The sequence below is a fragment of the Nocardia sp. CA-151230 genome, assembly GCF_050942175.1.
Classification (GTDB): Bacteria; Actinomycetota; Actinomycetes; order Mycobacteriales; family Mycobacteriaceae; genus Nocardia.
Genome location: NZ_CP192061.1, coordinates 7,209,940 through 7,235,294 on the forward strand (window position 1 = coordinate 7,209,940; position 25,355 = coordinate 7,235,294).

Consider the following 25,355-nt stretch of genomic DNA (forward strand, 5'->3'; position numbering starts at 1 on the left):
TCGCTCCGTTACCACCCGGCAGGCCCGACAGGTTGCGGATCGAGGAACAAGCGCTCATTCGGCAGGCGCGTTTCCGGCAGCGATTCCTCGATCTCCTGCATGATCAATTCGATTGCACACCAACACTTCCGGCGACAATCACGAATCAAGTTCAGCGCGGCATCCAACGTCGCCCGGTAGTCGAACACCGTTCCGCCCAACCAGATCCGCAAGTGCACATCGCCCTGCGCCAGGAGCCCGGCTCGCTCGGCGAGGGTCAGCATCGAACATCTCCGGTCGTGGTGCGGCCATGAGGGCGCCACGCCGATGTCAACGCGTCCGACAACCTCTGCTTGAACCACCGCTGCTCCGAGCTGTCGGAGCGCCGCGTCCACAACCCTTTCTCGAGCAACGTCATGAACCGCCGCCGGTCGACACCGAATGTCACGAACAGATCGCCCGCACTCGCACCGCCGTATGGCGCCCACCGGATCGCGAATTCGATCACCGACCTCGACTCCGGTTCGATCGATCTGCCGGACGCGAGAAACTCCAACTGACTCAGCGCCGAGCGGACCCAGAACGCGTCGCGACCTCGCTGTTGATTCCGTCCATCCATGATGTTCCCGAGCGGTAGTGGCTGACCTGTCCTCCACCACCTTCTTCGGGAACAGCCGCTCGGACGACGGGAGATCTACCTACCCACATACCTGTTTTCAGCGCGCCGACCTACCTGGTTCCGGCGCGCGATCGGGCGATCGGGCGCAGACGAGGCTGTTCCGCACCGTGGGGTGGACCGCGGCGATGTCGGACGCGGCCATGCCGGACGAGGGGTGGACGATGAATCAGGCTCGGCCCGGCCCCACGGGCCTTCGACCTGGAAACGGCCGCCGTTCAGCCGGTCGGTCGACGACGACGACGAGGAGTGTGCGATGACCGGAACGACCGTTGGTTTCATCGGGCTCGGCGCGATGGGACAGGGCATGGCGGCCAGCCTGCTTCGGGCAGGCCATCGGCTCCGCGTCTGGAACCGCTCCCCCGAGCCGGTCGCCGCGCTGGTCGCCCAGGGCGCCGACGCGGCCGGGAGCCTCGCCGACGTGTTCGCCGCGGAGGCGGTCGTCTCCATGCTCGCCAACGACGACGCCGTCGAACAGCTGCTGCTCGACCCGGCGCTGCTGGCCGGTGCGAAGGCAGCCGTGCACGTCAACATGGCGACGGTCTCGATCGCGCTCGCCGACCGGGCCGAAGCTCTGCACGCCGAGCACGGCATCGGGTACCTCGCCGCGCCCGTCCTCGGCCGGCCCCAGGTAGCCGCCGCGGGCGAACTGAACATCCTCGCTGCCGGCGGTGACACGGCGCTCGCGGAGGCGGCACCGTTGCTGTCCGCGATGGGCCGGCACACCTGGCATTTCGGCACCCGCCCCAGCCACGCCAACGCTGCGAAGATCAGCGCCAACTTCCTGATCGCCTGCGCCATCGAGTCCATGGCCGAGGCATGCAGTTTGGCGGAGTCCCACGGTGTCCGGCCCATGGACCTGATCGAAATGCTCAGCGGCACACTGTTTCCCGGTCCGATCTACTCCGGCTACGGCGAAATGGTCGCCGACCGCCGCTATGAACCGGCCGGCTTCCGGCTGCCGCTCGGCCTCAAGGACGTCACCCTCGCCCTCACCGCCGGCGCCGCGGCGAACGTCCCGCTGCCCTTCGGCAGCGTGCTGCGCGACGCCTTCCTCGACGCCCTCGCCCACGGCGACGGCGACAAGGACTGGGCCGCCGTCGCCGCCGTCGCACGCCGCCGGGCCGGGCTGCCGGCGTAGCGTGTCATGTCCGCCGCCAGGCGCCGGATGCCCCCGGCGGCTGGGTCGATCCGGGCTTCGACTGGATCGAGTAGTGCACAACTCGGCTGGTCAAGGGCCTATAAAACGGAACTGCAGACACCGAACCGGTCCCACGGAGTAGCGTGCGATCCATGAGCGCATGTGAGGTTTGCGGTAATGATTACGCGATGCCGATCGTCGTCGAAGCTCAGGGAGTGCGGCACGTCTTCGACTGCTTCGAATGTGCGATCCACCTTATGGCACCCATCTGCGAGCACTGCAAGTGCAAGATCATCGGTCACGGTGTGGAGGCAGACGGCCGGTTCTTCTGCTGCGCACACTGCGCACTGTCCGAGGGTGCCAGAGGTCTGGTCGACCACATCTGAAATCCCCAACCCGACAACGAGAACGGGGCCGGCGCTGCAAAACCTGCAGCATCGGCCCCGCCGGGATCGTTCCGGTGTGATCAGAACGATCACCCAGGCGACGCCGACGGTGAAGGACCTCACCGGCAGCCCTGTCGCCTCCTTCGCCCAATTCCTGGCCCGAGAACGAGGCGCCCTGCGCCACTGGCCTCCTCGCCACTACATCTGACCCACGCGGAGACTACGACCGGGCGGGAGGCAGAGGCGGCAGTTCCAGGTTCTCCCGGAAAGTGGTGCCGCGGTGGTCGTTACCCACGATGCCGCGGCGGCGCAGCTCCGGAAGCAAACCGTTGAGGAGGAAGTCACGGGTGCGTGAGTCGTCGAGGCCGCCGAGACCGATGAGGTCGAGGACGCCTGCGGCATAGCGTTCTTCGATCGCGTCGGCGAGCTGTTCCGGGGTGCCCGCGGCGGCCCAGTGACCGGTGTCCCTCGCCGCGATGATCAACTCGCGCAGCGTTTTCCCGGATCGTGCGAGTTCGGTGAAGATCTCCACGCGGCCACGGCGGCGGTTCACCGAGCCCGGCTCCGGGAGCCTGTGCCCCGGAATCGGCTTGTCCAGGGGCAGATCCGACAGATCCACGCCACCACCGAGCATGTCCTCGAGCAGACGGCGTCCCGCCTCGAAGTCGGTGGCTTCCTCCCGCTCCCGCACCAGCCGCCGCGCTTCGGCCTCCGACGCACCGTAGGTCGCGTGCAGTGAGCTGAATACCAGCGGCAGCCCGCCGGGACGACCCAGCTCGGCGGCGCGCGTCCGAATCCGCTTGGTGTAGGTCACCGCGTCCTCCAGCGTCGCCAGCGAGGTGAACACGACCTCGGCATGCCGTGCGCCGAGTTCGACGCCACCCTCGGACTGCCCGGCTTGGAACTGCACCGGACGCCGCTGCGGCAGCGGCGGAATGTTCAGCGGACCGCGAACCGTGAAGAACTTGCCGGCGTGCTCGATCGGCCGTACCGACTCCGTGTCGAGCACGACCTCGCCGTGTGCACCCGTGGTCAGCGCGCCGGGCCGCCAACTGTCGAACAGCGCGTTGACCACCTCGATCGATTCGGCGGCTCGGGCGTAGCGCTCCTCGGGGCTGGGCAGATCCTGATCGCTGTAGTTCTCCTCGCCCACCGACGAGGTCACCGCGTTCCATGCCGCGCGGCCATTGCTGATGTGGTCCAGGGTGCCGAACAACCGGGCCAGGTTGTAGGGATGATGGAAGGTGGTCGTGACCGTCGCGATCAGGCCCACACGTTCGGTGACGGCGCTCAGCGCGGACAGATAGACCAGCGGCTCCTGCGCCCCGATCGCTCCCTGCGCCCCGAAGCTCAGCAGATCCGCCGCGAACAGGGCGTCGAAACCGTTGGCTTCGGCGAGTTCGGCAATCGCCACCGCGTCGGCGAGCGTGGACCTCGACGGGTCGAGCGCCGCAGCATAGACACTCGGCGATCCGCTCACTCCCGTAACAATTTTCAGCTTTCGGCGTTCCCCGGAGATATCGGCCATTCTTCCGACGCTATCTCCGCCGGTCCCGCTGTTCACCGGTTGTAATCATCGAGAGCTATTCCGGGGCAAGGGATATGGCGATCGCTTCGAAAAGCGGCCGGTCGAGGGCTCCGGGGACGGCTACCTGCACCAGTTGCCGGCCGGCTCGGTGTGGACGAGCGTCTTCGCGCGTCCTCCCTGCCCGGCCCGAGGGCAGGGAGGACCGATATCGGGCCGCGCCTACTGGTTTCGGGCCTGGTCCCCGGCGGCCTGGCTCGGACCAGCCGGATCGGCCGGCGTGTCGAGGGCGTTCATCGCCGCCGAGCCGCTCGAGACTCCGACCGGAATGCCGAGCAGCTTGACAACCTCCGCAAAAGTGTGTGCACTTTAGGGAGCTTACCGATCTTAAGGGGTTTCCATGTCGTCGCAGCGTTGGTGTCTCGTCCAATTCGTCGAGAACAACCGAGCCGAGCCGAGCATCGGCGTGCTCGCGGACGGCAAAGTCAGCCGAGCGCCGCAGTCGCTGTCCGGTCGCACCCTCCTGGAAGTCTGCGACCGGTGGGAGGAGTTCACACCACTGCTCCGCAATCTCGAGCTCTCGGCACTCGAGGCCGCGCCGGACGCCGAGCTGGTCGCCCCCCTCACCTATCCCCGCAAGATCCTCTGCGCCGGGGCGAACTACTACGGACACGCGCAGGAAATGGGCACCCAGCGCCCGGACCCCGACAGCGAGCCGTTCTTCTTCCTCAAGCCACCGACAACGACAGTTGTGAGTGCGCACGACGACGTGCGGCTGCCGGACAACGCAGACGTGGACTGGGAGGCCGAGCTGGCCGTCGTCATCGGCACGGGCGGGCGCGACATCGACGAGCGAACAGCCCTCGAGCACGTCGCGGGCTACACCATCGCCAACGACCTGTCCGCACGCGGACGGTTCCCGAGGAAGGATGCGGTCCTCCCGCCATTCGGCTGGGACTGGTTCCAGCACAAGGCATTCGACGGATCATGCCCGCTGGGGCCCGGAATCGTCCCCAGCTGGCAGATCGGCGACCCGCACGACCTCACACTTCGGCTGACCGTCAACGGGGAGATCAAACAGGAAGCGTCCACCGCCGACATGGTGATCACGGTGCCACGGCTGATCGCCGCCGCGAGCCGCGTTCTGACACTTGAGCCAGGTGACGTCATCCTGACCGGAACACCGGCCGGGGTGGGCATGCCGCACAAGACCTTCCTGCACGTCGGCGATCTGGTCGTCACCGAGATCGACGGCATCGGCCGACTGGAGAACACAATGGTCGCGTCATGACCGCGGCGACAATGCCGTCGCACGAATCGGTCTCCTCGGCCGAGAACGTCCTCACACTCCTCATCGCTCTCCGCGAGCACGGCCGGTTGCGAGTGGCCGACGCCGCCGAACTGCTGTCGGTGACGCCCCCTACCGCACACCGGCTGTTGTCCACCCTCAAGCGGCATGAGTTCGCCGAACAGGACCGGAAACGCGTCTACCTGCCCGGACGTCGGCTGGCGCAGTTACCGTCGGGCACCGAGCCGCCGCAAGACCTGGGCGTCCTGGCCCACCCCTATCTGGCGGCGCTGTCGCACAAGGTAGGCAACACGACTTTTCTGGTGACGTTGCAGGGCAACGGCTGCCGCTTCATCGACGGCGTGGAGAGCACCCGCGCGCCCCGAGTCGGCAGTCGGGTCGGACTCCTGCTCCCCGCCCACACCACATCGGGTGGCAAGGTGCTCCTGGCCCAGCTTCCGGACGCCGAACTGGTCGCGCTCTACCCCAACCGCCATATCCGTCTGCGCGATGGCTCGATGCGTGATCTTGTCACGCTCCGTCGTGAGCTCGGTGTCGTCCGCCGGAAGGGTTATGCCCTCAGTCTCGAGGAAAACGAGCAATGCGTGAACGCCGTCGGCGTCCCGGTCACCACCCGGTCGGGCAGGGTCATCGCCGCGGTTGTGGCAGCGTGCCCGTCGGCGAGCTCGAGCCGCCGACACCTCGTCGATCTCGTGCCCGACGCCAGGGCCACCGCGAACGCGATCGCCGAGAACCTCACCTGACAGCCGTGGCCCGCCCATCGCCGCGATGGGCGGGCCCGATGACCTGCTACATCACCTCGCCGGGCAGAGCCACTGTCCGATCGTCCTTCACTTCGGTCATGCCCGCATCCATCCGCCGTCGACAACCAGGGTCTGGCCGGTAATGAAGGCCGCGTCGTCCGAAGCCAGAAACGACAGTGCCCCGACCAGGTCACGAGGCTCCTGGGTCCGTTTGACCGCCTGCAACTGGGCGAGCGCATCGAACCATCCCGCTTGCGGGCCGTTCTCGGTGGTGGCCGTTCGCACCAGACCCGGGGCGATCGTGTTCACCGTGACCCCGTGCTCTCCGACCTCGGCCGCTAGGGACCGGGAGAACCCGATCACCCCGCCCTTGCTCGCGGTGTAGTGCGTATTGAGTCCGATCCCGGAATGGAAGGTGGTCGAGGAGACGCTGATGACGCGACCCCAACCCCGCTGGACCATGCAGGGAACGAAGGCCTGCCCCAGCAGGAACAGCGAGTTGAGGTTCACGCCCAGCACCCGCTGCCATTCCGCCCAGCTCATCCCTATGAAGGCGGTGGCCGGGTAGATGCCCGCATTGTTCACCAGGACGTCCACCGGCCCGAGCTCGCTCTCGACCTCGGCGGCGAATGCGCGCACGGATCCGGGCGAGGAGACGTCGCAATGGGCAGCGAACCCCCGGCTGCCCGCCTTCTCGATCAGGCGCACGGTCTCGTCCGCGGGTCCGACGTCGGCGACGGCAACCACATGTCCGTCCTCGGCGAGGCGCTCGGCGAACGCCTGCCCGATGCCGGCAGCGCCGCCGGTGACGACCGCGACGCGTCCCTTCGCGTTGCGCGTGGTCATGCGAACACCGGCGCCAAGTCGAAGAAGACCCGATATTCGTCGATCAGGCCGCTGTCACCGACGGTCAGGATCGACGCCACCGGGATCGAGACCTTCCCACCATCCTTACGCGTGTACGTGACCGTGAGTTCGACGATCGTGTCGTTGCCCACGACCCACTCGTTGACGATGTCGTGATGCATCCCGCCGATCGTGCCGAAGAAGCCGGCGCAGCCCGCCTCGACCGCATTGCGGCCTTCCAGAGGGGGGATATTGCCGAAGGTGAGCTTGCCGTCAGGTGCGAAGAACTCGGCAAAGCCCTCGGCGTCGAGAGTGTCGACCGCCTGTAAGGCTGCGGCGGTCAAAGCGCTGGTCATGGTGAATCCTTTCGAGTAGAAGTGCATACACCTTGACCCTCGATAGTGATGCCGGTCACGTTGGATGTTCGCGGATTTCACCCAGCGGAACGAGTCCTCGGCACGGCTGCCGACTTTTGCTTCCACCGTGGTGCTGCCGCCTCCGGGTGCATACAGTTACCTCTCATGCGCTCCCCCACCACCCGGTCCCTCGATAACCACGTTGTCGACGCGGCGCGAGCCCTGGCCGCGTTGGGGCTCGTCGACGCGTTCGGGCACGTGTCCGCCAGGGACATCGACCACATGGTCATCACACCCGCGGCCGATTTGGCGACCGTCACGACTTCGGACTGCCTCCGCGTCCCGTGGACCGCCACGGCTCTGCCATCCGGATGCCCGGCTGAAGCGTGGGCCCACCTGGCCCTCTACCAGCGCTACCCGGCGACCGGAGCGATAGCTCGCGCGCAGCCGGCGGCGTCGCTGGCCGTCGGCATGAGCACCGACCGCGTCGCCCCGACACACGGTCAGGCGTGCTGGCTCGGCGACTCCATTCCGGTGTATCCGTCCGCGCTGCTGATCCGCGAGGCGGACCTGGGCCGCAGGCTCGCGGAGGCGATGGGGTCGGCCAACGCGATGATTCTGCGTGGCAACGGTGCGATCGCGATGGGCAGCGACCCGGCGACGGCGGTGGCCACGATGTCGGTGCTGGCGGCAGCATGCACCGTCTGGCTCGAGACGAGGGGCGAACCCGCCGCACCGCTGTCGGCAGAGGAGATCCGCTCCTGGCAGGCCGTCAAGCCGGAGTTGCTGCCCCGGCTGGGAGCGCACCTGCTGCGCAAAACGGCAGCGGTGGGCCCGGCTCACTGAGCCGGGTCTCACCGCTCGGGGACGAGTCGTTCGACGGACGTCAGGTCGCGGGCAACGCGACCGGCGCCTCTCCTCGTGCGACGCGACGCATGGCGTTGAGCGTGGCGCCGACAGCCGCTACGTAATGCCCCCTGGTCTCGTCGGCATAGGCCGACTCCTCCGCCGAACCGCTCTGAGCGCCGTCGAGCACGAGCGCGAAGCTGAACCGGAGGAACAGGCCCTCCGCGTCCTCCTCGATGTCATTGGTGATTGTGCCGAGGACCGGACCCGCGAGGCGCGTGAACACCACCCGCCGCTGGGGCTGCAGGGCGATCCGCTCGATATAGCGGTCACCGAACGCCTCGATCTCACGCTCGAAAGTCTCGTCGTCGAAACGAGCGATGACCTCGCAGTGCGTCATGATCGGCACGAAGGGCAGCGCGTTGTTGGCCTTCATGACCAGTCCCTGCCACACGGCGGTCCGATCGAGAGTGGGCTCGCCCGGCTCGTTGACCGGGAGGCGGTGGGTGACATAGATCATTTACAGACTCCTCGAGTAAGAGCGTCTTCGATGGAAATTTGGTCGTGCACGCTGGCTATATCGAGCTCACCCCAGCCATCGGCCATGGCCTGGTCGAACACCGCTTTGGCCGCCTCGAACACCGGCCGGCGCTCGCCGAGATCATGCAGGTGCACCTCGATCTGGTCGAGGATCTCGTGCAAGGTCGCGATGGGCCCGGGGGCCGGCAGCCATGAGCGGTGCGCCATGAGGGGCCCTCGCTGCGCGAACAGCGCCGAGCCCGCGATGGACGTCTCCAGGGTGTGCTGGACCAGGTCCAGGTCCAGGTTGTTGCGGCGGGCCAGCACGATTGCTTCCGCCGCCGCGACCGTATGGGTCGCGACCAGCATGGAGGAGATGTACTTCAGGTGGGTGCCGGAGCCGAAGTCACCGGTTCTGACCCAGGGCCCCGAGATGGCGTCCAGGACATCGGCCACTCGATCGATCGCCTCGGCCGCTCCGGAGGCGAAGACGGTGGCCAGACGCGCGCCGACCATTCCGGGACTACCACTGATCGGGCAGTCGAGCATGGTGGCCCCGGCATCCTCGAGCTGACGCTTCAGTCCGAGTTTGCTCAGGACCGGGATCGTGCTCATCTCGAGGTGGACCGCCCCGGGGCGTATCGCCGACAGCATTCCCTCGGGCCCGCGGATGATGTGCTCGACGTCGTCCGCGGTCGGCAGGATCGACACGATGACCTCGCACGAGGCAGCCAGGTCCGCCGGCGACGCCGCGACAGCGCCACCCGCGGCCTCGAGTTCGGGACACTCGATGCTGCGCCGGTACCCGACGACTTCGAAGCCGCGGCCCAGCAGGTTCTCAGCGATCGGCAGGCCCATCTTGCCCAGGCCGATCACCCCGATGGTTCTCACATTCGTCACGTCCTCACGGGTTTTCGTGCGGGGATGGGGCGGCTTCACCCATATCGCCGCCCTTCAATACTGTATGCACTTTACTCGGCGACTGGGCCAAAGAGAAGGAATATGTATACACATCGCTTAAGCTATGGCCATGAGTCGCAAAGTGCTCGTCCCTCACATCACCAAAGTCGAGCTGCCCGAGGCACGCCAGGCGATCCCGCATGTGCACGCCTACCTGCGCGAACGGATTCTCGACGGCACGCTGCGACCTGGGACGAAGCTCTCGCAGGTATCGCTGGCCGAGCAGCTCGGCATCAGCCGCACGCCGTTGCGCGAGGTACTGCGGATGCTGCAGGAGGAGGGCCTGGTCCAGATCGAGCCGAACCAGCGCACCCGCGTCTCCATCCTCGACCCCCGCGAGCTCGACGAAATCTATGCGAGCCGAGTCGTCCTCGAGTCCCTGGCCGTGGCCATGACAGTGGGCAACTTCGACACCGAGGCCCGGCAGCAGGCGGCTGAGCAGCTGGCGGCCATGCGAGCGGCCGCGGAGGCCGGCGAGACCGACCGCTGGTTCGTCATCCACTCGGCGTTCCATCGCACGATCACCTGCGGCGCCAGCGACACCATGCAGAAGCAGTTGCGGCAGCTGGCCGACCGATGCGTCCGATACATCCGGATCTACCAGGGCGGCGAGCCGAACAGCTGGCATCAGGCCGGTGATCACGAGCACGCGCAGATCCTGTCCGCGCTGGAGGCGGGAGACAAAGCCGTCGTCCAAGCCCGCATGGCCGGCCACCTGGCCCACACCGCCCTCAAAGTATTGAGCGACACCTCGCCCGACTACCAGCCGACCGCCGTGCCGTTGGCGCTGGAGATGGTCGGCGTTCCGGACTGACGGTGCGCCGGATCAGGCCTCGGCGGAGAGGAAGGGTTCCACGACGCCGAGGAACTCGGTGGTCTTCTCGATCATGGTCCAGTGCCCGCAGTTGCCCAGCACGTGCAGGCGGACGTCTGGAAGGAGTTCCAGCAACGCCCCCGAGGATTCCTTCCATGGCACGACCCGGTCGTCGCGCCCGTGGATCATGAGGGTCGGCTGCGCCACCCGGGTCAACTCGGCACCGGACAGCGCCAGGTCATCGACCCAGCGTTGACGCGGTTCGGGGAACATCGCTTCCCAGGATTTCGCGACGACGGGCGCGGCACTTGCCCCGTATCGCATCTCGACCAGCTGATCGGTGATGAGCCCGCGATCGTGGGCGAACAGCCCGATGATCTCGCGCATGTTCTCCCTCCCCGGCCGATAACTCCACACCGTGTCCAGCCCGGGCGGGAGCGCCATCGCGACACCCATCGAGCCCATCAGGACGAGGCGGCGCACGGCCGCGGGGCGCTCGGCCGCGAGCGAAAGGGCGATTGCCCCGCCCATCGAGTTGCCGATGACGTCGAAGGTCTCGATGCCGAGTTCGTCCATCAGCGCGAGTGCGTGCCGGGTCCACGCCTGCCGACCCCACGTTCGCGGCTCACCGGTGGCCGTGCCACCGAAGCCCAACTGGTCGGGGGCTATGACACGCCGGGTCTGCGACAACGACGGCAGCACGGGACGCCAGTTGGCCGCGGCACTGACACCAGGACCGGATCCGTGCAGGAGCAGCAGCGGCGGCTGCGCTCTCTCTCCGCTCGGTTCCCCGGTGTCGATGACGGCGGTGGGTACCCCATCGACCTCGCGCATCGATGCGGTCAGCTGATCGCTGGTGACGGTCACGTGCTAGCTCCTTGCTGGGGTGGGATCAGTTGCGGTCATCGGGGCCGGACGCTGCGTCGAGACCCGCTCGACCGGGCCCAGCCACATATCGATCGAACCCGGTTCGTCCGGATCGAACGTGCGTGGTCGCCAGGTCGCGTCATCCTCGATGCGCCGCACCCCGAACGAGTACTCGTAGGTGAAACCCTCCGGGCCGAGGAAGTAGAGGAACACGGCTGTCGACTGCGGGTGGCGACCCGGGCCCATTTCGATCCGGACGTCGTGCTCTTGCAGGAAGTGCCAGGAGCGGAATACATCGTCAATGGACTCGACCTGGAAGTTCATGTGGCACAGACCAGCGCTCTCACCCTGGAACACAGCGAGCTTGTGGTGCACGGGATCGATCCGCATCAGGCACGCGGCGTTGCCGATCCAATCCGATACGCGGGCGTTGAAATGCCCGTTCCAGAACCGGTAGGCCTCGTGCACATCCGGGGCGTCGAGGCAGAGGTGCCCGAACTCCGTGATGCCGGCCGGCCGAGTGAAAGCGACCGGGCGGGTGATCGTCTCCTGCTGGCTGACCAGCTCGATGCGATTGCCGAAGGGGTCGTCGAAGCCGATGAACTCGGCCACGCGCCGCGAACGAGCCTCCTGCTTCGATCCTCGCCGCACGGCGAAACCGGCCCGCTCGAGATCACTCTCGGCCACGTCCAGCGCATCCGAGTCGGCGACGGTGAACCCGGAGGCCAGGACCCCCGACACCCCCTCGACCAGGGCGAGACAGTGGTGGCGGGAGTCGGCGCGAAGGTGTGCGACGCCCGGTTCGGTCTCGCCGGCGAGCTCGAGACCGACGATGCGAGTCGCGAAATCGACGGCGGTCCTGAGATCGGCGACTCCTGACCGCACGTAGGCGATGTCGGTCAGCGTGATCATGGGCTTCCTCTCCTGTGGAACCGTGCCGAACGCGCGCTGTCAGGCGTCGATCGCGTCCGGGATGAGGTTCTTCACCAGCCCCGGCTGCAGATAGCCGGTCTCGCCGTACCGAGCGACCAGCGACGCGTTGTCGGCCAGCAGCTTCTCGATCGGCTCGGTGAGATCGATCGCCGCCAGGAATGGCTGACGGGCCGGCAGCCCGGTCTGCCAGTACACCTCGCACCGGTTGCCCTCGGGATCGAAGAAGTAGATTCCGAATGCGTTGCCGTGCGTCACGATCATGTCGAAGTCGACATCGTGCTCGATGAATCTGCGGTGCAATTCGAGCAGCTCGGTCAGATGATTGACCCGGAACGAGACCTGCTGGATGAGCTTGGTGTCCTCGTCGGCGCGTCCCACGGTCCGGCCTTCGATGAGCTGGAATTCGTGGTGCTCGAAGTTCGGCCGGGCACTGAAGAACCGCATGCCCAGATTCAGATCCTCGTCGGTGACGGTCAGTCCGAGGACATCGCGGTAGAACGCTGTGCTGGTCTCCAGGTCATTACAGAAAACTCCGAAATGACCGAGTTCGGCGATCGGCATGGTGAACCTTCCTTTCCATGGATGACGGCCGGGTCATGTGGTGGTCGATGAACTGGGCCTCGAATGGCTCGGCCGAGGAGTCCGCATGTGGCGCCACTCCTGCTCTGCTATTTGCGACCGTAATGTGTATGCACTTTCACTGTCAAGGTTCCTCCGGATGTTGACACTGGGCTCAAATTGCATACAGTTTTCGGATGGATTCCTTGCAGCCCGCTACGGATACCGACGCTCCGGATCTCACCCGGCTCCTGGGACGGGACTACTGGATGGTCACCTCGACCCCCCTGGACGGGACGACCGCCGAGGCCATCGCCGCCCTCGCATCGGCGCACATCGCCTGGCTGCTGGACCTCGAGGAACGCCACCTCGTCTTCCTGTCGGGACCCCTTGTCAGCGGCCCCGGCGCCGGTCCGGGATCGGGCGTCACCGTCTTACGTGCCTGCGACGAGGCCGAGGCGACCGCCATTGCGTCAGCGGATCCCTTCGTCATGGCGGGTCTGCGAACCTTCGTTGTCCATCGGTGGCGCCTCAACGAAGGCAGCGTCTCGATGCGGCTGTCACTCGGTCGCGGTACCTACGAATGGCAGTGAGCGAGTCGGGCATGCGGCCTTCCCTATGAGGTCCGGCCACCGCGCTGTGCACTCATCCCGGCATACACATCGCTCGATACACCATGCGCCCCAACGAGTCCGCCACCGCACAAGGCACCGTTGGCGATCGGCATGTGGGGCGCCCGAGTCCGAGTCGAGTTCGGCCGAATCTCGAACTGGCGTGCACGGCAAGGCATCCGGCGCCGACCGACCCCATCAGATGCTGCAGCCCGTGGCGTCGATCATGTTTGTTCATCGCCAGAGCCGCTGACAAGGCATGGGCTGCAATGCTTCCCGCATATCCTGATCGATTTGAATTGCTGCCAGTCCCATTTCATACGCTGCCCTCGCGAAAGTGTGCGCTGCCACGAAGTCGGCCCGGTAGTGCAACGGCGGCCAACCCGGGAAGTGGACTGTGACATGGCATTGCGTCACTGTGCACGGCTCCTTCGACAATCCGGGCCGGCGACCCGATCACGGCCCGCGCTTCAACGGATCGATTCGTTGTTTCCGGCGGGCTGCGGCGTTCCGGGCCGATCGCCGCTTCCGCGGGCCAGGAGCGGAACGAGTACGACCGCGACCGCCAGGTGCATCAGGGCGAGTGTGGCTTTGGCGCTGCCCGATGCTTGGACGTACGCCATGGGCGCGAGCGACACCAGCAACACGGTGACGGCCAGTCGGATCCAGACGGTCGGGGCCCGATCGGCGAAGCGGTCCAGCCACTTTCGTGTCGCTGAGGCGAGCAGGGAGACGACGAGCGTGCTGCCGACGACGAGGGTCGGGCCGACGACCTGGGCCGGCTGTCCGTTGCGCGCATCGACGCGAAGTTCGACGCCCAGACTGTGGGCTGCGGCCCACAGCACGGCGGTGACCAGGACGGCGCCGCCGATCGCGGATGCGTAACGCGGAAGGGTCGGGCTGGCCTGGCGGGTGGAGGTTTTGGTCATCAGGCCACTCCAATCAGGGGTTGGGACGGTCTCACCGAGGCGGGGGCGCCGGGGCGAACAGGGGTGGGTGAGGCGCCACACGTTCCGGCCGGGGGCTCACCGGGAGGGGTGATCGAGACGAGCGGACCGCCGGGTGGTCGTGGCCGGAGGGCGTCCCGTTCATTCGCCCTCCAGGATCGGAAGGAGCAGGCGTGATCTGGAGTGCACCGTGTTGACGCCCGCGAAGCCGACGGGGGCGTGACTGAACTGCAGCATGGGCTGGAAGTCCTTGCGATTGTCGTCGCTGGTGAGGGTCAGCCGGATGCGGTGCCCGCGCTGGAACCGGCGGGCGTTGGCGACCAGCGGGATGCGGTAGTCGACCGGCTCGCCCAGAGGGATGGGGATCAGCGCCCGCGACGGGAGGACGGGCCGGCCCGTCGCACTCGCGTCCTCGTCGACGTGGCGCATGCCGGCGCGCAGCCAGCCCTGGGTGATGTCGGTGGCCCTGCCGTCCGGGTCGACGTCCTGCAGGAGCAGGATCCATGCCGTGTCGGTCGCGCTGCTGGTGGCGGTGAGCCGTAGTTCGGGGTGGCCGACCATCTCGATGTCGCCGGGAAGCGGGTCGCTGGTCCAGCTCAGCTGTGCGGGCATCGCGTCCGCGCCGTCGGTGGCGTAGCTGCGCTCGCCCGGCCGCTCGTCGGCCGTGAGGGAGCCGTCGGCGTTGAGGGCAAGGGCGGTGTGGGTGGACGGCGGGGGCCAGGAGTCGGCGGTGCGCCACTGTTCGGCTCCGGGCAGCCAGTAGCGGATGGCAGGGCCTTCGAGAATGCCGGTGTCTCGCCCCTTGAGCCAGTGGTCGAACCAGGCGAGGGCCTCGATGTGCATGCTTTCCCAGGGCCAGGGCAGGCCATAGGCCCCGAGCATGGCCATGCGCACGTGCGGGTTGTGGGCGAGGGCGTCCCAGGCTTCGAAGAGGCCGGGCAGGTGGAGGGGGACGCTGGACCACTCGCCGCCGAGGTAGACGGGTATGTCGACATCGGCGAGCAGTCCGATCAGGTCACGGTCGTCCCACCACGCATCGCGGGTGGGGTGGTCGATGGTCACTGCCTCGAGCAGGGCATCCCATGGGTCGGCGGCGTGGCGGAAGCGGCTGACCTGCTCCAGGCGGTGGTGTACCTGGACGGCGTCGCTCCGGCTGAACCGCCGGTGGACGGCGGGGATGGCGAGGAACCGGCGCAGGAGGCGGGACAGGCCCTTGCGGTAGAGGCGGTCGCCGTGGGCGGACAGGACTCCCAGCGCATGGATCCAGGGAGTGAAGAAGGCCGAGCTCAGCAGGCCGTTGTGGTAGGCGGCTTCCCGTGCCTGGACGGTGATGTTGAAGGGGAACAGGGCCTTGAGGTGCGGCGGGCGCTGTGTGGCTGCCTCCAACTGGCTCATGGCGTAGTAGCTGATGCCGATCATGCCGACGTTCCCGTCGCACCACGGCTGCCCGGCGACCCACTCGACCAGGTCGAACAGGTCCTTGCGCTCCTGCTCGTCGAAGAAGGTGTAGACGCCGCCGGAGCCGACCGTGCCGCGGAGGTTGGCGATGACATGGGCGTAACCGCGTGGCACCCAGAAGTCGCTGTTGCCGGCCTCGATGATGGCTGCCGGGGCGCCCAGGTCCTGGAGCTGGCGGGGGTAGGGCGCCGCCGCGACGAGGGCGGGGAACCTCCCCTCATCGTCGGGCCGGTGAATGTCGGCCAGGAGCCGGGTGCCGTCACGGACCGGGACGGGCACATTGTTCTCGCGGGTCGTCCCGTGCAGCGCTGTGGACAGGTTGCGGTACTGACGACCGGTCGTCTGTGGCCCGTTGAGCTGGCGCTGCCCGGGCTCCACTCCAGCGGCTTTGAATCGAGCCATGACACCTTCATTTCCACGTATACAGAAATTAACTGCCCTCACCGTACGCGCACCGACTCGCGGCGGGCAAGCATAATTTCCATATGTCGTGAAAATAAGGTGAGCCCGAGCGCGGTGCCCCTGTCGTACGAGTCGGGTCCGTGAATGGCCCGAGGGGAGCCCGGGGGCGCGAACTGGGACCGCCGCATCGCCCTAGCAGGTCATCCCCTAAATCGGGTGGAAAATCCGGGGTACTGACGACCGGCGGTCCGCGCTGGAAATCGGCGGGCCGACGGGCGATGTTCACCCGGGCAGTCGCTTGCGGTCAGGCGTTCCCCGGGATGCCCTCGCCCAGGGCGCCCGTGAGGTAGTGCTGCACGGTCGGCGCGATCAGGTGGATGACCTGCTCGGTGGGGATGTCGGCGATGCGGTCGATCGCCCAGACGTAACGTGTCATCGCCAGGCCCACGATCTGCGTGGATACCAGACTTGCGCGCACCTCGGCCTCGTCGTGAGGAAGGCTCGCCGACACGACCTGCACGACGAGCGCGGAGAAGACGGACCGGAGGCGCTCCATGGCGAAGGGCTCATGACTTGCCGCGAGGATGATCGAGCGCAGGACCTCCGCGGTGGCCGGGTCTTCCCACATGCGCAGCGCCGCCTCCACGAAGGCTCGCCCGCGCTCCTCCAACGGCGCCTGGGCGGCCTCGGCAATGCGCTCGCCGAAGGCAGCCGGCGGCTCCAGCGCCGCTTTCAGCAGTCCCGCCTTGTTGGAGAAGTAGTAGTTCACCAGGGTGGGATCCACATCGGCGGCCTGAGCAACCGACCGCAATGATGTCCCGTTGTAACCCCGCTCGGCGAAGGACTTGCGGGCTGCCGTCAGGATGCGGTCCGCCTGCGCGCCACGTTCCCCCCGCGGACCTCTTCCCGCTCGTGCCGCCATGTCCTACTGTCCCCCTTTTGTCCGTTCCATGAGCCCATGACTGCCTGCCGATGCTGCTTCAGCACCTGCTCGAACATATTTCAGTATAGCGTGAAATTGCAACCACAGGCTGGGACGGACACCCAGCCCGACCTGGGCCACTGCCGGACGGAGCTCGGCATCGGCCATGCATGTTCGACCGGCTCGGCCGCCGCGATTGCGTCACGTCCGCGCGGCGCCGTCCCAGTGTGCGATGACCTGGGCAAGGTGCCGCGCCGGGACGCTGCCCTCCGTCAGACTGTCGCCGGGCCGGAGGCGTGGAGCAAGTCCAGGGCTATGTCGACGATGAGGTCCTCCTGTCCGCCGACCAGCCCTCGGCGTCCCACCTCGAGCAGGATCGTGCGCACGTCGATGCCGTAGCGCCGCGACGCCGTTTCGGCATGGCGCAGGAAGGACGAGTAGACCCCGGCGTACCCGAGCGTGAGCGTTTCGCGGTCTACCCGCACCGGGCGATCCTGCAGCGGCCGCACCAGGTCATCGGCGGCGTCCTGCAGGGCGAACAGATCGCAGTTGTGCTTCCACCCGGACAAGTCGGCGACGGCTACGAAAGGTTCGATCGGGCAGTTGCCGGCTCCCGCACCGTGTCCGGCGAGCGAGGCGTCGACCCGGGTGACGCCCTCTTCGACCGCCACGACGGAATTTGCCACCGACAGCGAGAGGTTCTCGTGCGCGTGGATGCCGATCTCGGTGCCCGGATCGAGCGCCTGACGGTAGGCGCGGACCCGGTCACGGACTCCGTTCATGGTCAACCGGCCACCGGAATCGGTGACGTAAACGCACTGTGCCCCATACGATTCCATCAGTTTCGCTTGTTCAGCGAGGCGAGCCGGTTCGGCCATGTGCGACATCATCAGGAATCCGGAGACGTCCATGCCGAGTTCCCGTGCGGTGGCGATGTGCTGGGCCGACACATCGGCTTCGGTGCAGTGGGTGGCCACCCGCACCGACCGCACGCCCAGCCGGTAGGCGTGCTTCAGTTCTGCGATGGTGCCGATGCCGGGCAGCAGTAGCGTGGTCAGCCGAGCGTTCGTGAGATTGGCGGCGGCGGCTTCGATCCATTCCCAGTCGGTGTTGCTCCCTGGCCCGTAGTTCAAGCTGCCTCCGGCGAGACCGTCGCCGTGGGCAACTTCGATGCCGTCGACACCCGCGGCGTCGAGCGCGGCCACGATCCGGCCGACGTCGTCGGGCGTGATGCGATGGCGCACAGCGTGCATGCCGTCGCGGAGTGTGACGTCTTGGATGAACAGCCGGGTGGTCACCGGAGCGCTTCCTGTCCTGCCGGCGCGGCGGCGATAGTGTCGGCGATGGATTCGGCGTAGCGCACCGCCGCCGAGGTCATGATGTCGAGGTTGCCCGCGTAGGCCGGGAGATAGTGGGCGGCTCCTTCGACTTCCAGGAAGACCGTCACCTGATGGGTGGGCGCGGCCGCCGGGTCCGGACCGAGCAGGGTGCGCACCGGTTGATCCTGCGGGACGGCGCTGATCTGAACCTGTTGCTTGAGGCGATAGCCGGGCACGTAGGTGGCCACCTGCGCGACCATCTGCTCCACCGATTCGCGAATCGCCTGGTGTGTGCCGGGATCGGGCGCTGTGATCAGGCACAGCACCGTATCGCGCATGATCAGCGGCGGGTCCGCGGGATTGAGGATGATGATGGCCTTGCCGCGCTGGGCGCCACCGACCGTTTCGATCGCGTGCGCGGTGGTCTCGGTGAACTCGTCGATGTTGGCACGGGTACCCGGGCCCGCGGACTTCGAGGCGATGGACGCGACGATCTCGGCGTAGGCGACCGGTGCGACGCGGGAGATGGCGGCGACGATCGGGATGGTGGCCTGCCCGCCGCAGGTGACCATGTTGACGTTGGGTGCGTGGCGATGTTCGTCGAGGTTCACCGCCGGTACGACGAACGGGCCGAGCGCGGCCGGCGTCAGATCGATCAGGCGTTTGCCGAGCGGTTCGAGCACCGCGGCGTGGGCGGCGTGGGCTTTGGCGGAGGTCGCGTCGAAGACCACGTCGATCTCGTCGAAGTTCGGCAGCTTCAGCAGACCTTCGACGCCATCGGCAGTGGTCGGGACCCCGAACCGGCGGGCGCGGGCGAGGCCGTCGGATTCCGGGTCGATGCCTACCATCGCACCCATCGTCAGCACGTCCGAGTGCCGGATCACCTTGATCATGAGATCGGTGCCGATGTTGCCCGACCCGATCACCGCGACCTTCAGCTCGGCGGGTTTGTCGTTCATGATTCTCACTCCTGGATGAAGTTCGCGGTCACCGAGCCGAGTCCGGTGATGTCGGCGGTGACGGTGGCAGGGCCTGCGATCGCGGCCATCGGTCCGAGCGCTCCGGAGAGCACGATCTGCCCGGCGCGCAGTGGCCGACCGAACTCGCGGGTGGTCCGGGCCAGCCAGGCCAGGGCGTGCAGCGGATCGCCGAGGCAGGCGGCGCCGGTTCCCGTCGACACGTGGACACCGTCGATCGCCATCTGCATCTGCACCGAAACAGGGTCGAAGGCATCGAGGGTGCGGCGTTCGGCACCGAGGACGAACAGGCCGCTGGAGGCGTTGTCGGCGACGGTGTCGCCGAACGTGATGTCCCAGCCCGCGATGCGGCTGTCGACGATCTCGAGCGCGGCCACGGCGTAGCCGACCGCGCTGCGAACCTGCTCGTCGTCGAGCGGCCCGTCCACCAGGTCGTATGCGAGCACGAACGCGATCTCGGCTTCGACCTTCGGTTGCAGCAACCGGCTCAGCGGCACGGGCGTGTCCTGCCGGTAGCGCATGTCGTCGAACAACACTCCGAAATCCGGTTGGTCGACGCCGAGCTGCTGCTGCACCGCCGGGGAGGTCAGGCCGATCTTGCGCCCGACGACCTCGGCGCCCGCTGCGATGCGCTCGGCGGTCAGCAGTTCCTGCACCGCATAAGCCGCGGCGACGTCGTCGGCACCGATCAGATCGCGTACCGGCGCGCACGGGGTGCCGGAGCGGGCAGCAGCGCCGAGCAGGTCGGCGGCCGCGATCGCGGCGGAGCGTCGGTCAAGGCTTGGAGGTATTGGCATCGGAAACCCCGGATTCGTGACGAAGGCTGGAACAGCGATCTCACTGTCACCGCGGGCAGGACGGACCCGCCAGCGTTGCGTTCCACTGAGCCGAACGCTCTGCACGTAGAGTGAGCCGTGGGCCCGGATGATTGGAGGTCGACGATGTCACCTGCGGTTGCCGGTCGGGCGGTGGACGGTTCGACCGTGCTGGGCAAGACCATGGCGGTCCTCGAGGCGTTCTCGATCGACGACACCCAGTTGAGCCTCGCCGAACTCGCGCGGCGGACCCGCATCCCGAAGGGCACCTTGCACCGGGTCCTGTCGGACATGGTGGCGGTGCGGCTGCTGGACCGGTCCGAGGCCGGATATCGGCTCGGCGGGCATCTTTTCGAGCTGGGAATGCGCGCGTCGGTCGAGCGGAGCCTGCTCGAGGTGGCAATTCCCTTCCTGGAGGAGCTGAACGCGCGGATTCACGAGACCGTGCATCTGGGTGTCCTCGACGGCACGGATGTCGTGTATCTGACGAAGATCGGCGGACGCCGGCAGGCCAGGGCTCCGTCTCGGATCGGAGGCCGCATGCCGGTGCACTGCACGGCCATCGGCAAGGTGCTGCTGGCCAACGCCGATGCGGCGCTCCGAGATCAGGTCCTGGCAGGACCGCTTCGTCGCTACACACCGCGGACGATGGTTCAGCCGGGCACGCTTCGCAAGCAGCTCGATCGGATCGCGGCCGACGGCGTGGCCTTCGAACTCGAGGAGTCGGCCCCCGGCCTCGTGTGTGTGTCCGCCCCGGTCCGCGACGCGGGCCAGGTGGTGGCGGCGATCAGTGTGGCGGGCCCGTCCCACCGGTTCCACCCGGAGGCCCACGCGGCATCGGTCCGCGCGGCCGCCGACGGAATCGGACTCACCCTCGCCCGGCGGACCCGGCTGATGAGCACGCCCACCGCCTGAACCACTGGACTGCACAGCACGCCGGCTTGCTCGGCTACTGCCAAAACCGTTGCGGCGAAAGGGGAACCGATCACACAGCCGGAATACGCTGTGGCCCGGGGGACTTGGCTGCGCGGCGGATGCCGCGCAGCAGCAGGCCGGCGGCGATCACCACCACCGGGGCCGGGGTCGGCTCGACGATGAAGGCACACACGGCGCCCCAGACCAGCACCGCCCAGGCCAGGAAGGCCGGTGGAACGACGCCGTTCCGGTCCATCCACACCACGAGCAAGCCGACGAGCACCAGCGGCAGACCGAAACCGGCCGGGTTGGACCAGAAGGCCATTGCCGGCGTGGTGTCCTCCCACCAGTGGCCCCAAAGCCGCAACGACAACCAGTCCCCGAAGTAGGCCGAACTGGCCAAAAGCCCGACAGTGAGGTGCCCGGCACCGATGAACGCGAGAATTCCGCCGGCCCACTTGATCATCCGATTCTCACACGGCTGCTCCATCGCGACCCTCCCAGATCTATACGGTACCGTATAAGTCGCAGCGTATCCTCGCATATACGGCTCCGTATAGATGCTTGAAGCGTGACACGGGCCACTAAACGCGGCGGTTGAGCACAATCGCCGATGCCCGGGCACGGACCTCGTCGCGGGTGCGACCGTTGTGGTCGGCGGCGAGGAATTGGTTTCCGATGGCCAGACAGAAGGCGAGCAGGCTGCGGGCTTCGATTTCGTCGGGGTCGGAACAGAAGGTGCCGATCATCTCGCGCGCCAACCTCATGCGCTCGTTGTCGACCCGGCGCAGTCGCGCGGCGACCGCCTCGTCATGGCGAGCCCAGTTGCGGATCGCAAGGTCGACCCCCAGCAGACGATCGCTGGACAGGGTCAATCGGCCGGCCAGAGCAACTTTGTCGCGGGGGTCGTCCTCGCTTCGCACGACCTCGAGCACCTCATCGACACTCTCACGCTCCCATGTGTCGAGCATTGCGGTCAGCAGTGCCTCGCGGTCGGCGAAGTAACCGTAGAACCCACCCTTGGTCACCCCGAGCGCCTTGGCCAGCGCCTCGATGCGGACCGCCTCCACGCCGCTGGCGGCAAGTGTCCGCAAGCCCTGCTCGATCCACGCCTCGCGCGGCGTGCGGGCCACACCCATGACATGACTCCTTTCACATCCCCGTATCTATACGCCACCGCATAAGAGGGTCTAACCTCCATTTTATACGTTGCCGTATAACAGTCGGTACGCCCAGCCGCGAGCCGACGACCGCCGCGAAGGACACATCGATGAGACTCCCTGTCACCGAGCACACCCGCCGCCCGTGGCGGATCCACGACATCGCTTCCGACTTCACCGTCGAGGACGTGTGGGCATTCCGGACACCCGGAGCCGGGCCGGACGACTTCCCCGTCATGCTCGCGGCATTACGGACGGCCGGCGGACCTTCGGGACAGCCACTGCTGGCCCGGTTCCTGTTCGCGGTGCGTTGGCGGCTCGGCAGCCTGTTCGGCTGGGACGAGCCGGGGCAGAGCCTCGGCGCCAGGGTCGAATCCCTGCGCCAGCGGCTACCGCATGACCTGAGCGAGCGCCCAGCCGGGACTCCCCTGCCGAACACCCCCTTCACCGGCGTGTACGAACTCGACGACGAATGCGCGCTGGAGCTGGCGAACAAGACCGTCCACACCGTCTGCCACCTCGGCCGGGTGCGGGTCGGCGACGGAGCGTACGAATTGCGGATGGCAGCCCTGGTCAAACCCAACGGCCTGTTCGGCCGGATGTACATGGCGGGGATCAAACCGTTCCGGTACCTCCTCGTCTACCCGGCCATGACCCGGCAATGGGAACGCGCGTGGCTCGACCGCACGCGTCCGGACACCGAGTCACGGTCGGGCAGGTGAACGCGCAAGGCATCGAACGAGCCTGCCGGAGTGAGATATTCGCGAACAGGATGGAGTACGGGACCGCACTCCACCCCGGCTCATTCGACGGCAGACATGAGGACCCTCCTCACCCACAGAGCGCATCCCGGCATCCCGCGCTCCCACGACCCGCGCGCTCCGGGACGGAAGTCATTGCCTGACAGCACATTCGGCATCGCGGCTGAGGCCACTTGGATGCCGACCCTCAAATGATTCGGATCGGCGCTTTGCAATTCGAACCGAACAGACCGAATTTCATGCCCCAAAAGGAAGTAAGAGGACCGGCCTCGTCGGTGAGAAACCCTGAGAACCGCAGGCCTGAAACCTGCGGTTCTCAGCACTTGGAACAGGCTAGTGCTGACCGGCCAGATCCGGCTCGGCCTCCTTCTGCACCGCCGGAGCCGGCGCGGCGGCAACCGCCGTGGGTGAGGTGAAGAACACCGCGGCGACCGCACACACCACCAGCAGGATCACCGTGAGGTACAGCGAGTCGGTCAATGCCGAGGAGTAGGGCGCCTTGACGAGATCGGGAATGTGGCCGGCCTCGGCGGGCGAGGCGGGCAGCCCGTGCGCCGCCATGCGCGCGGTGAGCAGCGCGCCGATGCCCGCGCTACCGAGCACCGAACCGACCTGGCGGGTGGTGTTGTAAATGCCAGAGGCCGCCCCCATCTGCCGCAGCGGCAGGCTGCGCAGCGCGGTCGCTGGGAGCGGCGCCCAGATGCAGGAGCTGCCGATGCCGCAGAGCACCGACATCACCAGCATGAGCGGGATGGACCCGTGCGGGGTGGCGAGGGCGACGAACCACAGCACCGCCGCCGTGAACAGGGTGAAGCCGAAGGTCAGCAGATAGCGCGGCGGCACCTTGTCCGAGAGCTTGCCGACGACCGGCGACAGGATGGCGGAGACGACCCCCATCGGGGCGAATACCAAGGCCGCCTTGGTCGGTGACAGATCACGCACGGCCTGCAGGTAGAAGTACGACGGCACCATCTGCGCCGTCATGGCCGCGCCCAGCGCACCGGTCGCCACATTGCCGAGCGAGAAGTTGCGGTTCCGGAAGAGCCCGACCGGCACCAGTGGTTCGTCCTTCACGCGGCCCTGGTAGACCAGGAACAGCCCGAGCACGACCAGACCGCCGATGATCAGGGCCCACACCCAGCCCGCCCAGTGGTAGCCGTTGCCCTCCTGGATGCCGAACACCAACGCCGACATACCGATTGCGACGACGATCACCCCGGGGATGTCGAAGCGGTGAGCGTTCGTCGGCAGCGCCGGAACCAGCCACATGCCAAGAGCGAACGCCAGCAAGCCGATCGGCACGTTGACATAGAAGATCCACTGCCAACCGCCGTTGTCGATGAGCGCACCGCCGAAGATCGGGCCGACCAGCGTCGCGATGCCCGCGACCCCGCCCCACACGCCCATGGCCGCACCGCGCTTGTCCCACGGGAAGATTCGGCCGATCACCGCCATCGTCTGCGGCGCCATCAATGCCGCGCCCAGGCCCTGCACCGCGCGTGCGGCAATCAGCGCGCCGATGCTGCCCGCGAGGCCACACCACAGCGACGCCAGCGTGAAGATCGCCAGCCCGCCCAGATACAGGTGCTTCGGTCCGAACCGGTCGCCGAGGCGCCCGGTGATGAGCAGCGGCACCGCGAAGGTGAGCAGATACGCGCTGGTCACCCAGATCACTTTGGACATATCGGTGTTCAGGCCACTCATGATCGCCGGATTCGCCACCGCGACGATCGTCATGTCCAACAGGATCATGAAGTAGCCCACGCAGAGGGCGCCCAGCGCGCCCCAGGGGTTCCGTTCGGTCGTCATTTCCCACCCTCGATTTCTATGTTGATCGACACAGAAATGGGTATCAGTGCGCCGGAAGCCGCGTCAAGAGATATCTTTGGTGAACGACACAGAATTAATCCGGAGCCACAGAAGGCTGGGTGCAGGAATGGGAGAGCGTGGTCGCCCGCGCGGCTTCGACCGCGATGCGGTGCTACGGCAGGCGATGGTCGCGTTCTGGCGCAACGGGTATGAGGGCACGTCGATGACCGACCTCACGGCCGCGATGGGGATCGCCTCACCGAGCATCTACGCCTGCTTCGGCTCCAAGGAACAGCTCTTCCGTGAGGCGGTGCAACTCTACGACTCGATCGCGGGAAACCCCGCACGACTGGCGCTCGAGCACGCACCCGGCGCCCGCGAGGCGGTGCACGGAATGCTGTCCACCAGCGCCGATTTCTACGCCGATCCTACGACGCCGCCCGGATGCATGGTCGTCATGGCCGCGCGGACCGCCATCAGTCAGGACGTCCAGGTCTACCTCGCGGATCTCCGGCACGGCATGCAGGCCGCGATCGCGGCCCGGCTGCGACGCGCGGTGTCCGAGGGCGACCTGCCCGGCGAGGCGACCGTCGACACCATGGCGGCGTTCTACACCACGGTCCAGCAGGGCATGTCGATTCAGGCCCACGATGGCGCCACCCGCGCCGACCTGGATGCCATCGTCGCAGCCGCCATGGCCGCCTGGGAACCGTTGGCGGGCATACGCTGACGCTCCCTTTCGCCGAGACGGCGCCGCTCCACAGCTCATGGAGACGACGCCGCCGCACCACGCACCGGTGA

General features: G+C 67.2%; 28 protein-coding genes. 10 read left to right on the plus strand and 18 right to left on the minus strand.

Annotated elements, in window-relative coordinates; all coding sequences use genetic code 11:
• Window positions 1–8 precede the first annotated feature (8 nt).
• Window positions 9–263, minus strand: coding sequence for a hypothetical protein (locus tag ACQP1O_RS33945; RefSeq protein WP_433562442.1), 255 nt, complete (start codon window positions 261–263; stop codon window positions 9–11).
• A gap of 648 nt (window positions 264–911) precedes the next feature.
• Here ACQP1O_RS33945 and ACQP1O_RS33950 point away from each other — a divergent pair.
• Entirely contained in the window at window positions 912–1,796 is an 885-nt protein-coding gene (locus tag ACQP1O_RS33950; protein ID WP_433562443.1) for an NAD(P)-dependent oxidoreductase, read from the plus strand.
• A 462-nt stretch (window positions 1,797–2,258) separates the two neighbouring features.
• On the plus strand, window positions 2,259–2,390 hold the full coding sequence (locus ACQP1O_RS33955; protein ID WP_433562444.1) for a hypothetical protein: 132 nt from the start codon (window positions 2,259–2,261) through the stop codon (window positions 2,388–2,390).
• Window positions 2,391–2,402: 12 nt separating this feature from the next.
• Here ACQP1O_RS33955 and ACQP1O_RS33960 read toward each other — a convergent pair whose 3' ends face one another.
• Entirely contained in the window at window positions 2,403–3,710 is a 1,308-nt protein-coding gene (locus ACQP1O_RS33960) for an NtaA/DmoA family FMN-dependent monooxygenase (RefSeq protein ID WP_433562445.1), read from the minus strand.
• Window positions 3,711–4,107: 397 nt separating this feature from the next.
• Between ACQP1O_RS33960 and ACQP1O_RS33965 the strand changes: the two genes are divergently transcribed.
• Both ACQP1O_RS33965 and ACQP1O_RS33970 read left to right on the plus strand, forming a co-directional pair.
• A complete protein-coding gene (locus tag ACQP1O_RS33965) occupies window positions 4,108–4,998 on the plus strand; it encodes a fumarylacetoacetate hydrolase family protein (RefSeq protein WP_433562446.1) in 891 nt (296 codons plus the stop codon).
• Entirely contained in the window at window positions 4,995–5,759 is a 765-nt protein-coding gene (locus ACQP1O_RS33970; protein ID WP_433562447.1) for an IclR family transcriptional regulator, read from the plus strand. The genes ACQP1O_RS33965 and ACQP1O_RS33970 overlap by 4 nt, the downstream gene beginning before the upstream one ends.
• A 96-nt stretch (window positions 5,760–5,855) precedes the next feature.
• Here ACQP1O_RS33970 and ACQP1O_RS33975 read toward each other — a convergent pair whose 3' ends face one another.
• Both ACQP1O_RS33975 and ACQP1O_RS33980 read right to left on the minus strand, forming a co-directional pair.
• On the minus strand, window positions 5,856–6,605 hold the full coding sequence (locus ACQP1O_RS33975; protein WP_433562448.1) for an SDR family NAD(P)-dependent oxidoreductase: 750 nt from the start codon (window positions 6,603–6,605) through the stop codon (window positions 5,856–5,858).
• A complete protein-coding gene (locus tag ACQP1O_RS33980; protein ID WP_433562449.1) occupies window positions 6,602–6,961 on the minus strand; it encodes a nuclear transport factor 2 family protein in 360 nt (119 codons plus the stop codon). Before ACQP1O_RS33980 ends, ACQP1O_RS33975 begins: the two co-directional genes overlap by 4 nt.
• 165 nt (window positions 6,962–7,126) lie before the next feature.
• On the opposite strand from ACQP1O_RS33980, the gene ACQP1O_RS33985 reads away from it, so the two are divergent.
• Window positions 7,127–7,807: a class II aldolase/adducin family protein gene (locus ACQP1O_RS33985; RefSeq protein ID WP_433562450.1), complete on the plus strand. Its 681-nt coding sequence runs from the start codon at window positions 7,127–7,129 to the stop codon at window positions 7,805–7,807.
• Between the two features lie 40 nt (window positions 7,808–7,847).
• Here ACQP1O_RS33985 and ACQP1O_RS33990 read toward each other — a convergent pair whose 3' ends face one another.
• Together ACQP1O_RS33990 and ACQP1O_RS33995 are read right to left on the minus strand one after the other, a co-directional pair.
• A complete protein-coding gene (locus ACQP1O_RS33990) occupies window positions 7,848–8,327 on the minus strand; it encodes an SRPBCC family protein (RefSeq protein ID WP_433562451.1) in 480 nt (159 codons plus the stop codon).
• Window positions 8,324–9,226, minus strand: a complete 903-nt coding sequence (locus ACQP1O_RS33995) for an NAD(P)-dependent oxidoreductase (RefSeq protein WP_433562452.1) — start codon at window positions 9,224–9,226, stop codon at window positions 8,324–8,326. The genes ACQP1O_RS33990 and ACQP1O_RS33995 overlap by 4 nt, the downstream gene beginning before the upstream one ends.
• Before the next feature lie 130 nt (window positions 9,227–9,356).
• On the opposite strand from ACQP1O_RS33995, the gene ACQP1O_RS34000 reads away from it, so the two are divergent.
• Window positions 9,357–10,100, plus strand: a complete 744-nt coding sequence (locus ACQP1O_RS34000) for a GntR family transcriptional regulator (RefSeq protein ID WP_433562453.1) — start codon at window positions 9,357–9,359, stop codon at window positions 10,098–10,100.
• 12 nt (window positions 10,101–10,112) lie between these two features.
• On the opposite strand, the gene ACQP1O_RS34005 is transcribed toward ACQP1O_RS34000, so the two are convergent.
• From ACQP1O_RS34005 to ACQP1O_RS34015, 3 genes are read right to left on the minus strand one after another with little or no spacing between them, the layout of a single operon-like run.
• A complete protein-coding gene (locus ACQP1O_RS34005) occupies window positions 10,113–10,967 on the minus strand; it encodes an alpha/beta fold hydrolase (protein ID WP_433562454.1) in 855 nt (284 codons plus the stop codon).
• 3 nt (window positions 10,968–10,970) lie between these two features.
• Window positions 10,971–11,879, minus strand: coding sequence for a VOC family protein (locus ACQP1O_RS34010; RefSeq protein WP_433562455.1), 909 nt, complete (start codon window positions 11,877–11,879; stop codon window positions 10,971–10,973).
• Window positions 11,880–11,918: 39 nt separating this feature from the next.
• Window positions 11,919–12,461: a VOC family protein gene (locus tag ACQP1O_RS34015; protein ID WP_433562456.1), complete on the minus strand. Its 543-nt coding sequence runs from the start codon at window positions 12,459–12,461 to the stop codon at window positions 11,919–11,921.
• 194 nt (window positions 12,462–12,655) lie between these two features.
• Here ACQP1O_RS34015 and ACQP1O_RS34020 point away from each other — a divergent pair, with 194 nt between their 5' ends.
• Window positions 12,656–13,051: a YciI family protein gene (locus tag ACQP1O_RS34020; RefSeq protein WP_433562457.1), complete on the plus strand. Its 396-nt coding sequence runs from the start codon at window positions 12,656–12,658 to the stop codon at window positions 13,049–13,051.
• A 488-nt stretch (window positions 13,052–13,539) separates the two neighbouring features.
• Here ACQP1O_RS34020 and ACQP1O_RS34025 read toward each other — a convergent pair whose 3' ends face one another.
• From ACQP1O_RS34025 to ACQP1O_RS34050, 6 genes are all read right to left on the minus strand, one after another.
• The gene (locus ACQP1O_RS34025) at window positions 13,540–13,998 is read right to left on the minus strand and encodes a DUF6069 family protein (RefSeq protein ID WP_433562458.1); all 459 of its coding nucleotides are present in this window, start codon (window positions 13,996–13,998) and stop codon (window positions 13,540–13,542) included.
• Between the two features lie 159 nt (window positions 13,999–14,157).
• On the minus strand, window positions 14,158–15,876 hold the full coding sequence (locus tag ACQP1O_RS34030; RefSeq protein WP_433562459.1) for a CocE/NonD family hydrolase: 1,719 nt from the start codon (window positions 15,874–15,876) through the stop codon (window positions 14,158–14,160).
• 304 nt (window positions 15,877–16,180) lie between these two features.
• Window positions 16,181–16,798 (minus strand): TetR family transcriptional regulator, encoded by a 618-nt coding sequence (locus ACQP1O_RS34035; protein WP_433562460.1) that lies wholly within the window; start codon window positions 16,796–16,798, stop codon window positions 16,181–16,183.
• Window positions 16,799–17,070: 272 nt separating this feature from the next.
• Entirely contained in the window at window positions 17,071–18,096 is a 1,026-nt protein-coding gene (dmpG, locus tag ACQP1O_RS34040) for a 4-hydroxy-2-oxovalerate aldolase (protein ID WP_433562461.1), read from the minus strand.
• Window positions 18,093–19,076, minus strand: a complete 984-nt coding sequence (locus tag ACQP1O_RS34045; RefSeq protein ID WP_433562462.1) for an acetaldehyde dehydrogenase (acetylating) — start codon at window positions 19,074–19,076, stop codon at window positions 18,093–18,095. Before ACQP1O_RS34045 ends, dmpG begins: the two co-directional genes overlap by 4 nt.
• A 5-nt stretch (window positions 19,077–19,081) precedes the next feature.
• Window positions 19,082–19,891, minus strand: a complete 810-nt coding sequence (locus ACQP1O_RS34050; RefSeq protein WP_433562463.1) for a 2-keto-4-pentenoate hydratase — start codon at window positions 19,889–19,891, stop codon at window positions 19,082–19,084.
• A gap of 144 nt (window positions 19,892–20,035) precedes the next feature.
• On the opposite strand from ACQP1O_RS34050, the gene ACQP1O_RS34055 reads away from it, so the two are divergent.
• Window positions 20,036–20,824: an IclR family transcriptional regulator gene (locus ACQP1O_RS34055; RefSeq protein ID WP_433562464.1), complete on the plus strand. Its 789-nt coding sequence runs from the start codon at window positions 20,036–20,038 to the stop codon at window positions 20,822–20,824.
• A gap of 70 nt (window positions 20,825–20,894) precedes the next feature.
• Here ACQP1O_RS34055 and ACQP1O_RS34060 read toward each other — a convergent pair whose 3' ends face one another.
• Entirely contained in the window at window positions 20,895–21,290 is a 396-nt protein-coding gene (locus ACQP1O_RS34060) for a DUF6463 family protein (RefSeq protein ID WP_433562465.1), read from the minus strand.
• Window positions 21,291–21,408: 118 nt separating this feature from the next.
• The gene (locus tag ACQP1O_RS34065) at window positions 21,409–21,963 is read right to left on the minus strand and encodes a TetR/AcrR family transcriptional regulator (RefSeq protein WP_433562466.1); all 555 of its coding nucleotides are present in this window, start codon (window positions 21,961–21,963) and stop codon (window positions 21,409–21,411) included.
• Window positions 21,964–22,094: 131 nt separating this feature from the next.
• Here ACQP1O_RS34065 and ACQP1O_RS34070 point away from each other — a divergent pair, with 131 nt between their 5' ends.
• A complete protein-coding gene (locus ACQP1O_RS34070; RefSeq protein ID WP_433562467.1) occupies window positions 22,095–22,706 on the plus strand; it encodes a DUF2867 domain-containing protein in 612 nt (203 codons plus the stop codon).
• A gap of 372 nt (window positions 22,707–23,078) precedes the next feature.
• Here ACQP1O_RS34070 and ACQP1O_RS34075 read toward each other — a convergent pair whose 3' ends face one another.
• Window positions 23,079–24,554 carry an MFS transporter gene (locus ACQP1O_RS34075; RefSeq protein WP_433562468.1) on the minus strand — a complete coding sequence of 492 codons (1,476 nt, stop codon included), beginning with the start codon at window positions 24,552–24,554 and terminating at the stop codon, window positions 23,079–23,081.
• A gap of 127 nt (window positions 24,555–24,681) precedes the next feature.
• Between ACQP1O_RS34075 and ACQP1O_RS34080 the strand changes: the two genes are divergently transcribed.
• Window positions 24,682–25,284, plus strand: coding sequence for a TetR/AcrR family transcriptional regulator (locus ACQP1O_RS34080; protein ID WP_433562469.1), 603 nt, complete (start codon window positions 24,682–24,684; stop codon window positions 25,282–25,284).
• Window positions 25,285–25,355: the final 71 nt, after the last annotated feature.

What these genes read in the sequence shown, in the direction of transcription:
- ACQP1O_RS33945 (WP_433562442.1), bottom strand. Translation starts at nt 263, where the DNA reads ATGCTGACCCTCGCCGAGCGAGCCGGGCTCCTGGCGCAGGGCGATGTG.
- ACQP1O_RS33950 (WP_433562443.1), top strand. Translation starts at nt 912, where the DNA reads ATGACCGGAACGACCGTTGGTTTCATCGGGCTCGGCGCGATGGGACAG.
- ACQP1O_RS33960 (WP_433562445.1), bottom strand. Translation starts at nt 3,710, where the DNA reads ATGGCCGATATCTCCGGGGAACGCCGAAAGCTGAAAATTGTTACGGGA.
- ACQP1O_RS33965 (WP_433562446.1), top strand. Translation starts at nt 4,108, where the DNA reads ATGTCGTCGCAGCGTTGGTGTCTCGTCCAATTCGTCGAGAACAACCGA.
- ACQP1O_RS33970 (WP_433562447.1), top strand. Translation starts at nt 4,995, where the DNA reads ATGACCGCGGCGACAATGCCGTCGCACGAATCGGTCTCCTCGGCCGAG.
- ACQP1O_RS33975 (WP_433562448.1), bottom strand. Translation starts at nt 6,605, where the DNA reads ATGACCACGCGCAACGCGAAGGGACGCGTCGCGGTCGTCACCGGCGGC.
- ACQP1O_RS33980 (WP_433562449.1), bottom strand. Translation starts at nt 6,961, where the DNA reads ATGACCAGCGCTTTGACCGCCGCAGCCTTACAGGCGGTCGACACTCTC.
- ACQP1O_RS33985 (WP_433562450.1), top strand. Translation starts at nt 7,127, where the DNA reads ATGCGCTCCCCCACCACCCGGTCCCTCGATAACCACGTTGTCGACGCG.
- ACQP1O_RS33990 (WP_433562451.1), bottom strand. Translation starts at nt 8,327, where the DNA reads ATGATCTATGTCACCCACCGCCTCCCGGTCAACGAGCCGGGCGAGCCC.
- ACQP1O_RS34000 (WP_433562453.1), top strand. Translation starts at nt 9,357, where the DNA reads ATGAGTCGCAAAGTGCTCGTCCCTCACATCACCAAAGTCGAGCTGCCC.
- ACQP1O_RS34010 (WP_433562455.1), bottom strand. Translation starts at nt 11,879, where the DNA reads ATGATCACGCTGACCGACATCGCCTACGTGCGGTCAGGAGTCGCCGAT.
- ACQP1O_RS34015 (WP_433562456.1), bottom strand. Translation starts at nt 12,461, where the DNA reads ATGCCGATCGCCGAACTCGGTCATTTCGGAGTTTTCTGTAATGACCTG.
- ACQP1O_RS34020 (WP_433562457.1), top strand. Translation starts at nt 12,656, where the DNA reads ATGGATTCCTTGCAGCCCGCTACGGATACCGACGCTCCGGATCTCACC.
- ACQP1O_RS34025 (WP_433562458.1), bottom strand. Translation starts at nt 13,998, where the DNA reads ATGACCAAAACCTCCACCCGCCAGGCCAGCCCGACCCTTCCGCGTTAC.
- ACQP1O_RS34030 (WP_433562459.1), bottom strand. Translation starts at nt 15,876, where the DNA reads ATGGCTCGATTCAAAGCCGCTGGAGTGGAGCCCGGGCAGCGCCAGCTC.
- ACQP1O_RS34035 (WP_433562460.1), bottom strand. Translation starts at nt 16,798, where the DNA reads ATGGCGGCACGAGCGGGAAGAGGTCCGCGGGGGGAACGTGGCGCGCAG.
- ACQP1O_RS34045 (WP_433562462.1), bottom strand. Translation starts at nt 19,076, where the DNA reads ATGAACGACAAACCCGCCGAGCTGAAGGTCGCGGTGATCGGGTCGGGC.
- ACQP1O_RS34050 (WP_433562463.1), bottom strand. Translation starts at nt 19,891, where the DNA reads ATGCCAATACCTCCAAGCCTTGACCGACGCTCCGCCGCGATCGCGGCC.
- ACQP1O_RS34055 (WP_433562464.1), top strand. Translation starts at nt 20,036, where the DNA reads ATGTCACCTGCGGTTGCCGGTCGGGCGGTGGACGGTTCGACCGTGCTG.
- ACQP1O_RS34060 (WP_433562465.1), bottom strand. Translation starts at nt 21,290, where the DNA reads ATGATCAAGTGGGCCGGCGGAATTCTCGCGTTCATCGGTGCCGGGCAC.
- ACQP1O_RS34065 (WP_433562466.1), bottom strand. Translation starts at nt 21,963, where the DNA reads ATGGGTGTGGCCCGCACGCCGCGCGAGGCGTGGATCGAGCAGGGCTTG.
- ACQP1O_RS34070 (WP_433562467.1), top strand. Translation starts at nt 22,095, where the DNA reads ATGAGACTCCCTGTCACCGAGCACACCCGCCGCCCGTGGCGGATCCAC.
- ACQP1O_RS34075 (WP_433562468.1), bottom strand. Translation starts at nt 24,554, where the DNA reads ATGACGACCGAACGGAACCCCTGGGGCGCGCTGGGCGCCCTCTGCGTG.
- ACQP1O_RS34080 (WP_433562469.1), top strand. Translation starts at nt 24,682, where the DNA reads ATGGGAGAGCGTGGTCGCCCGCGCGGCTTCGACCGCGATGCGGTGCTA.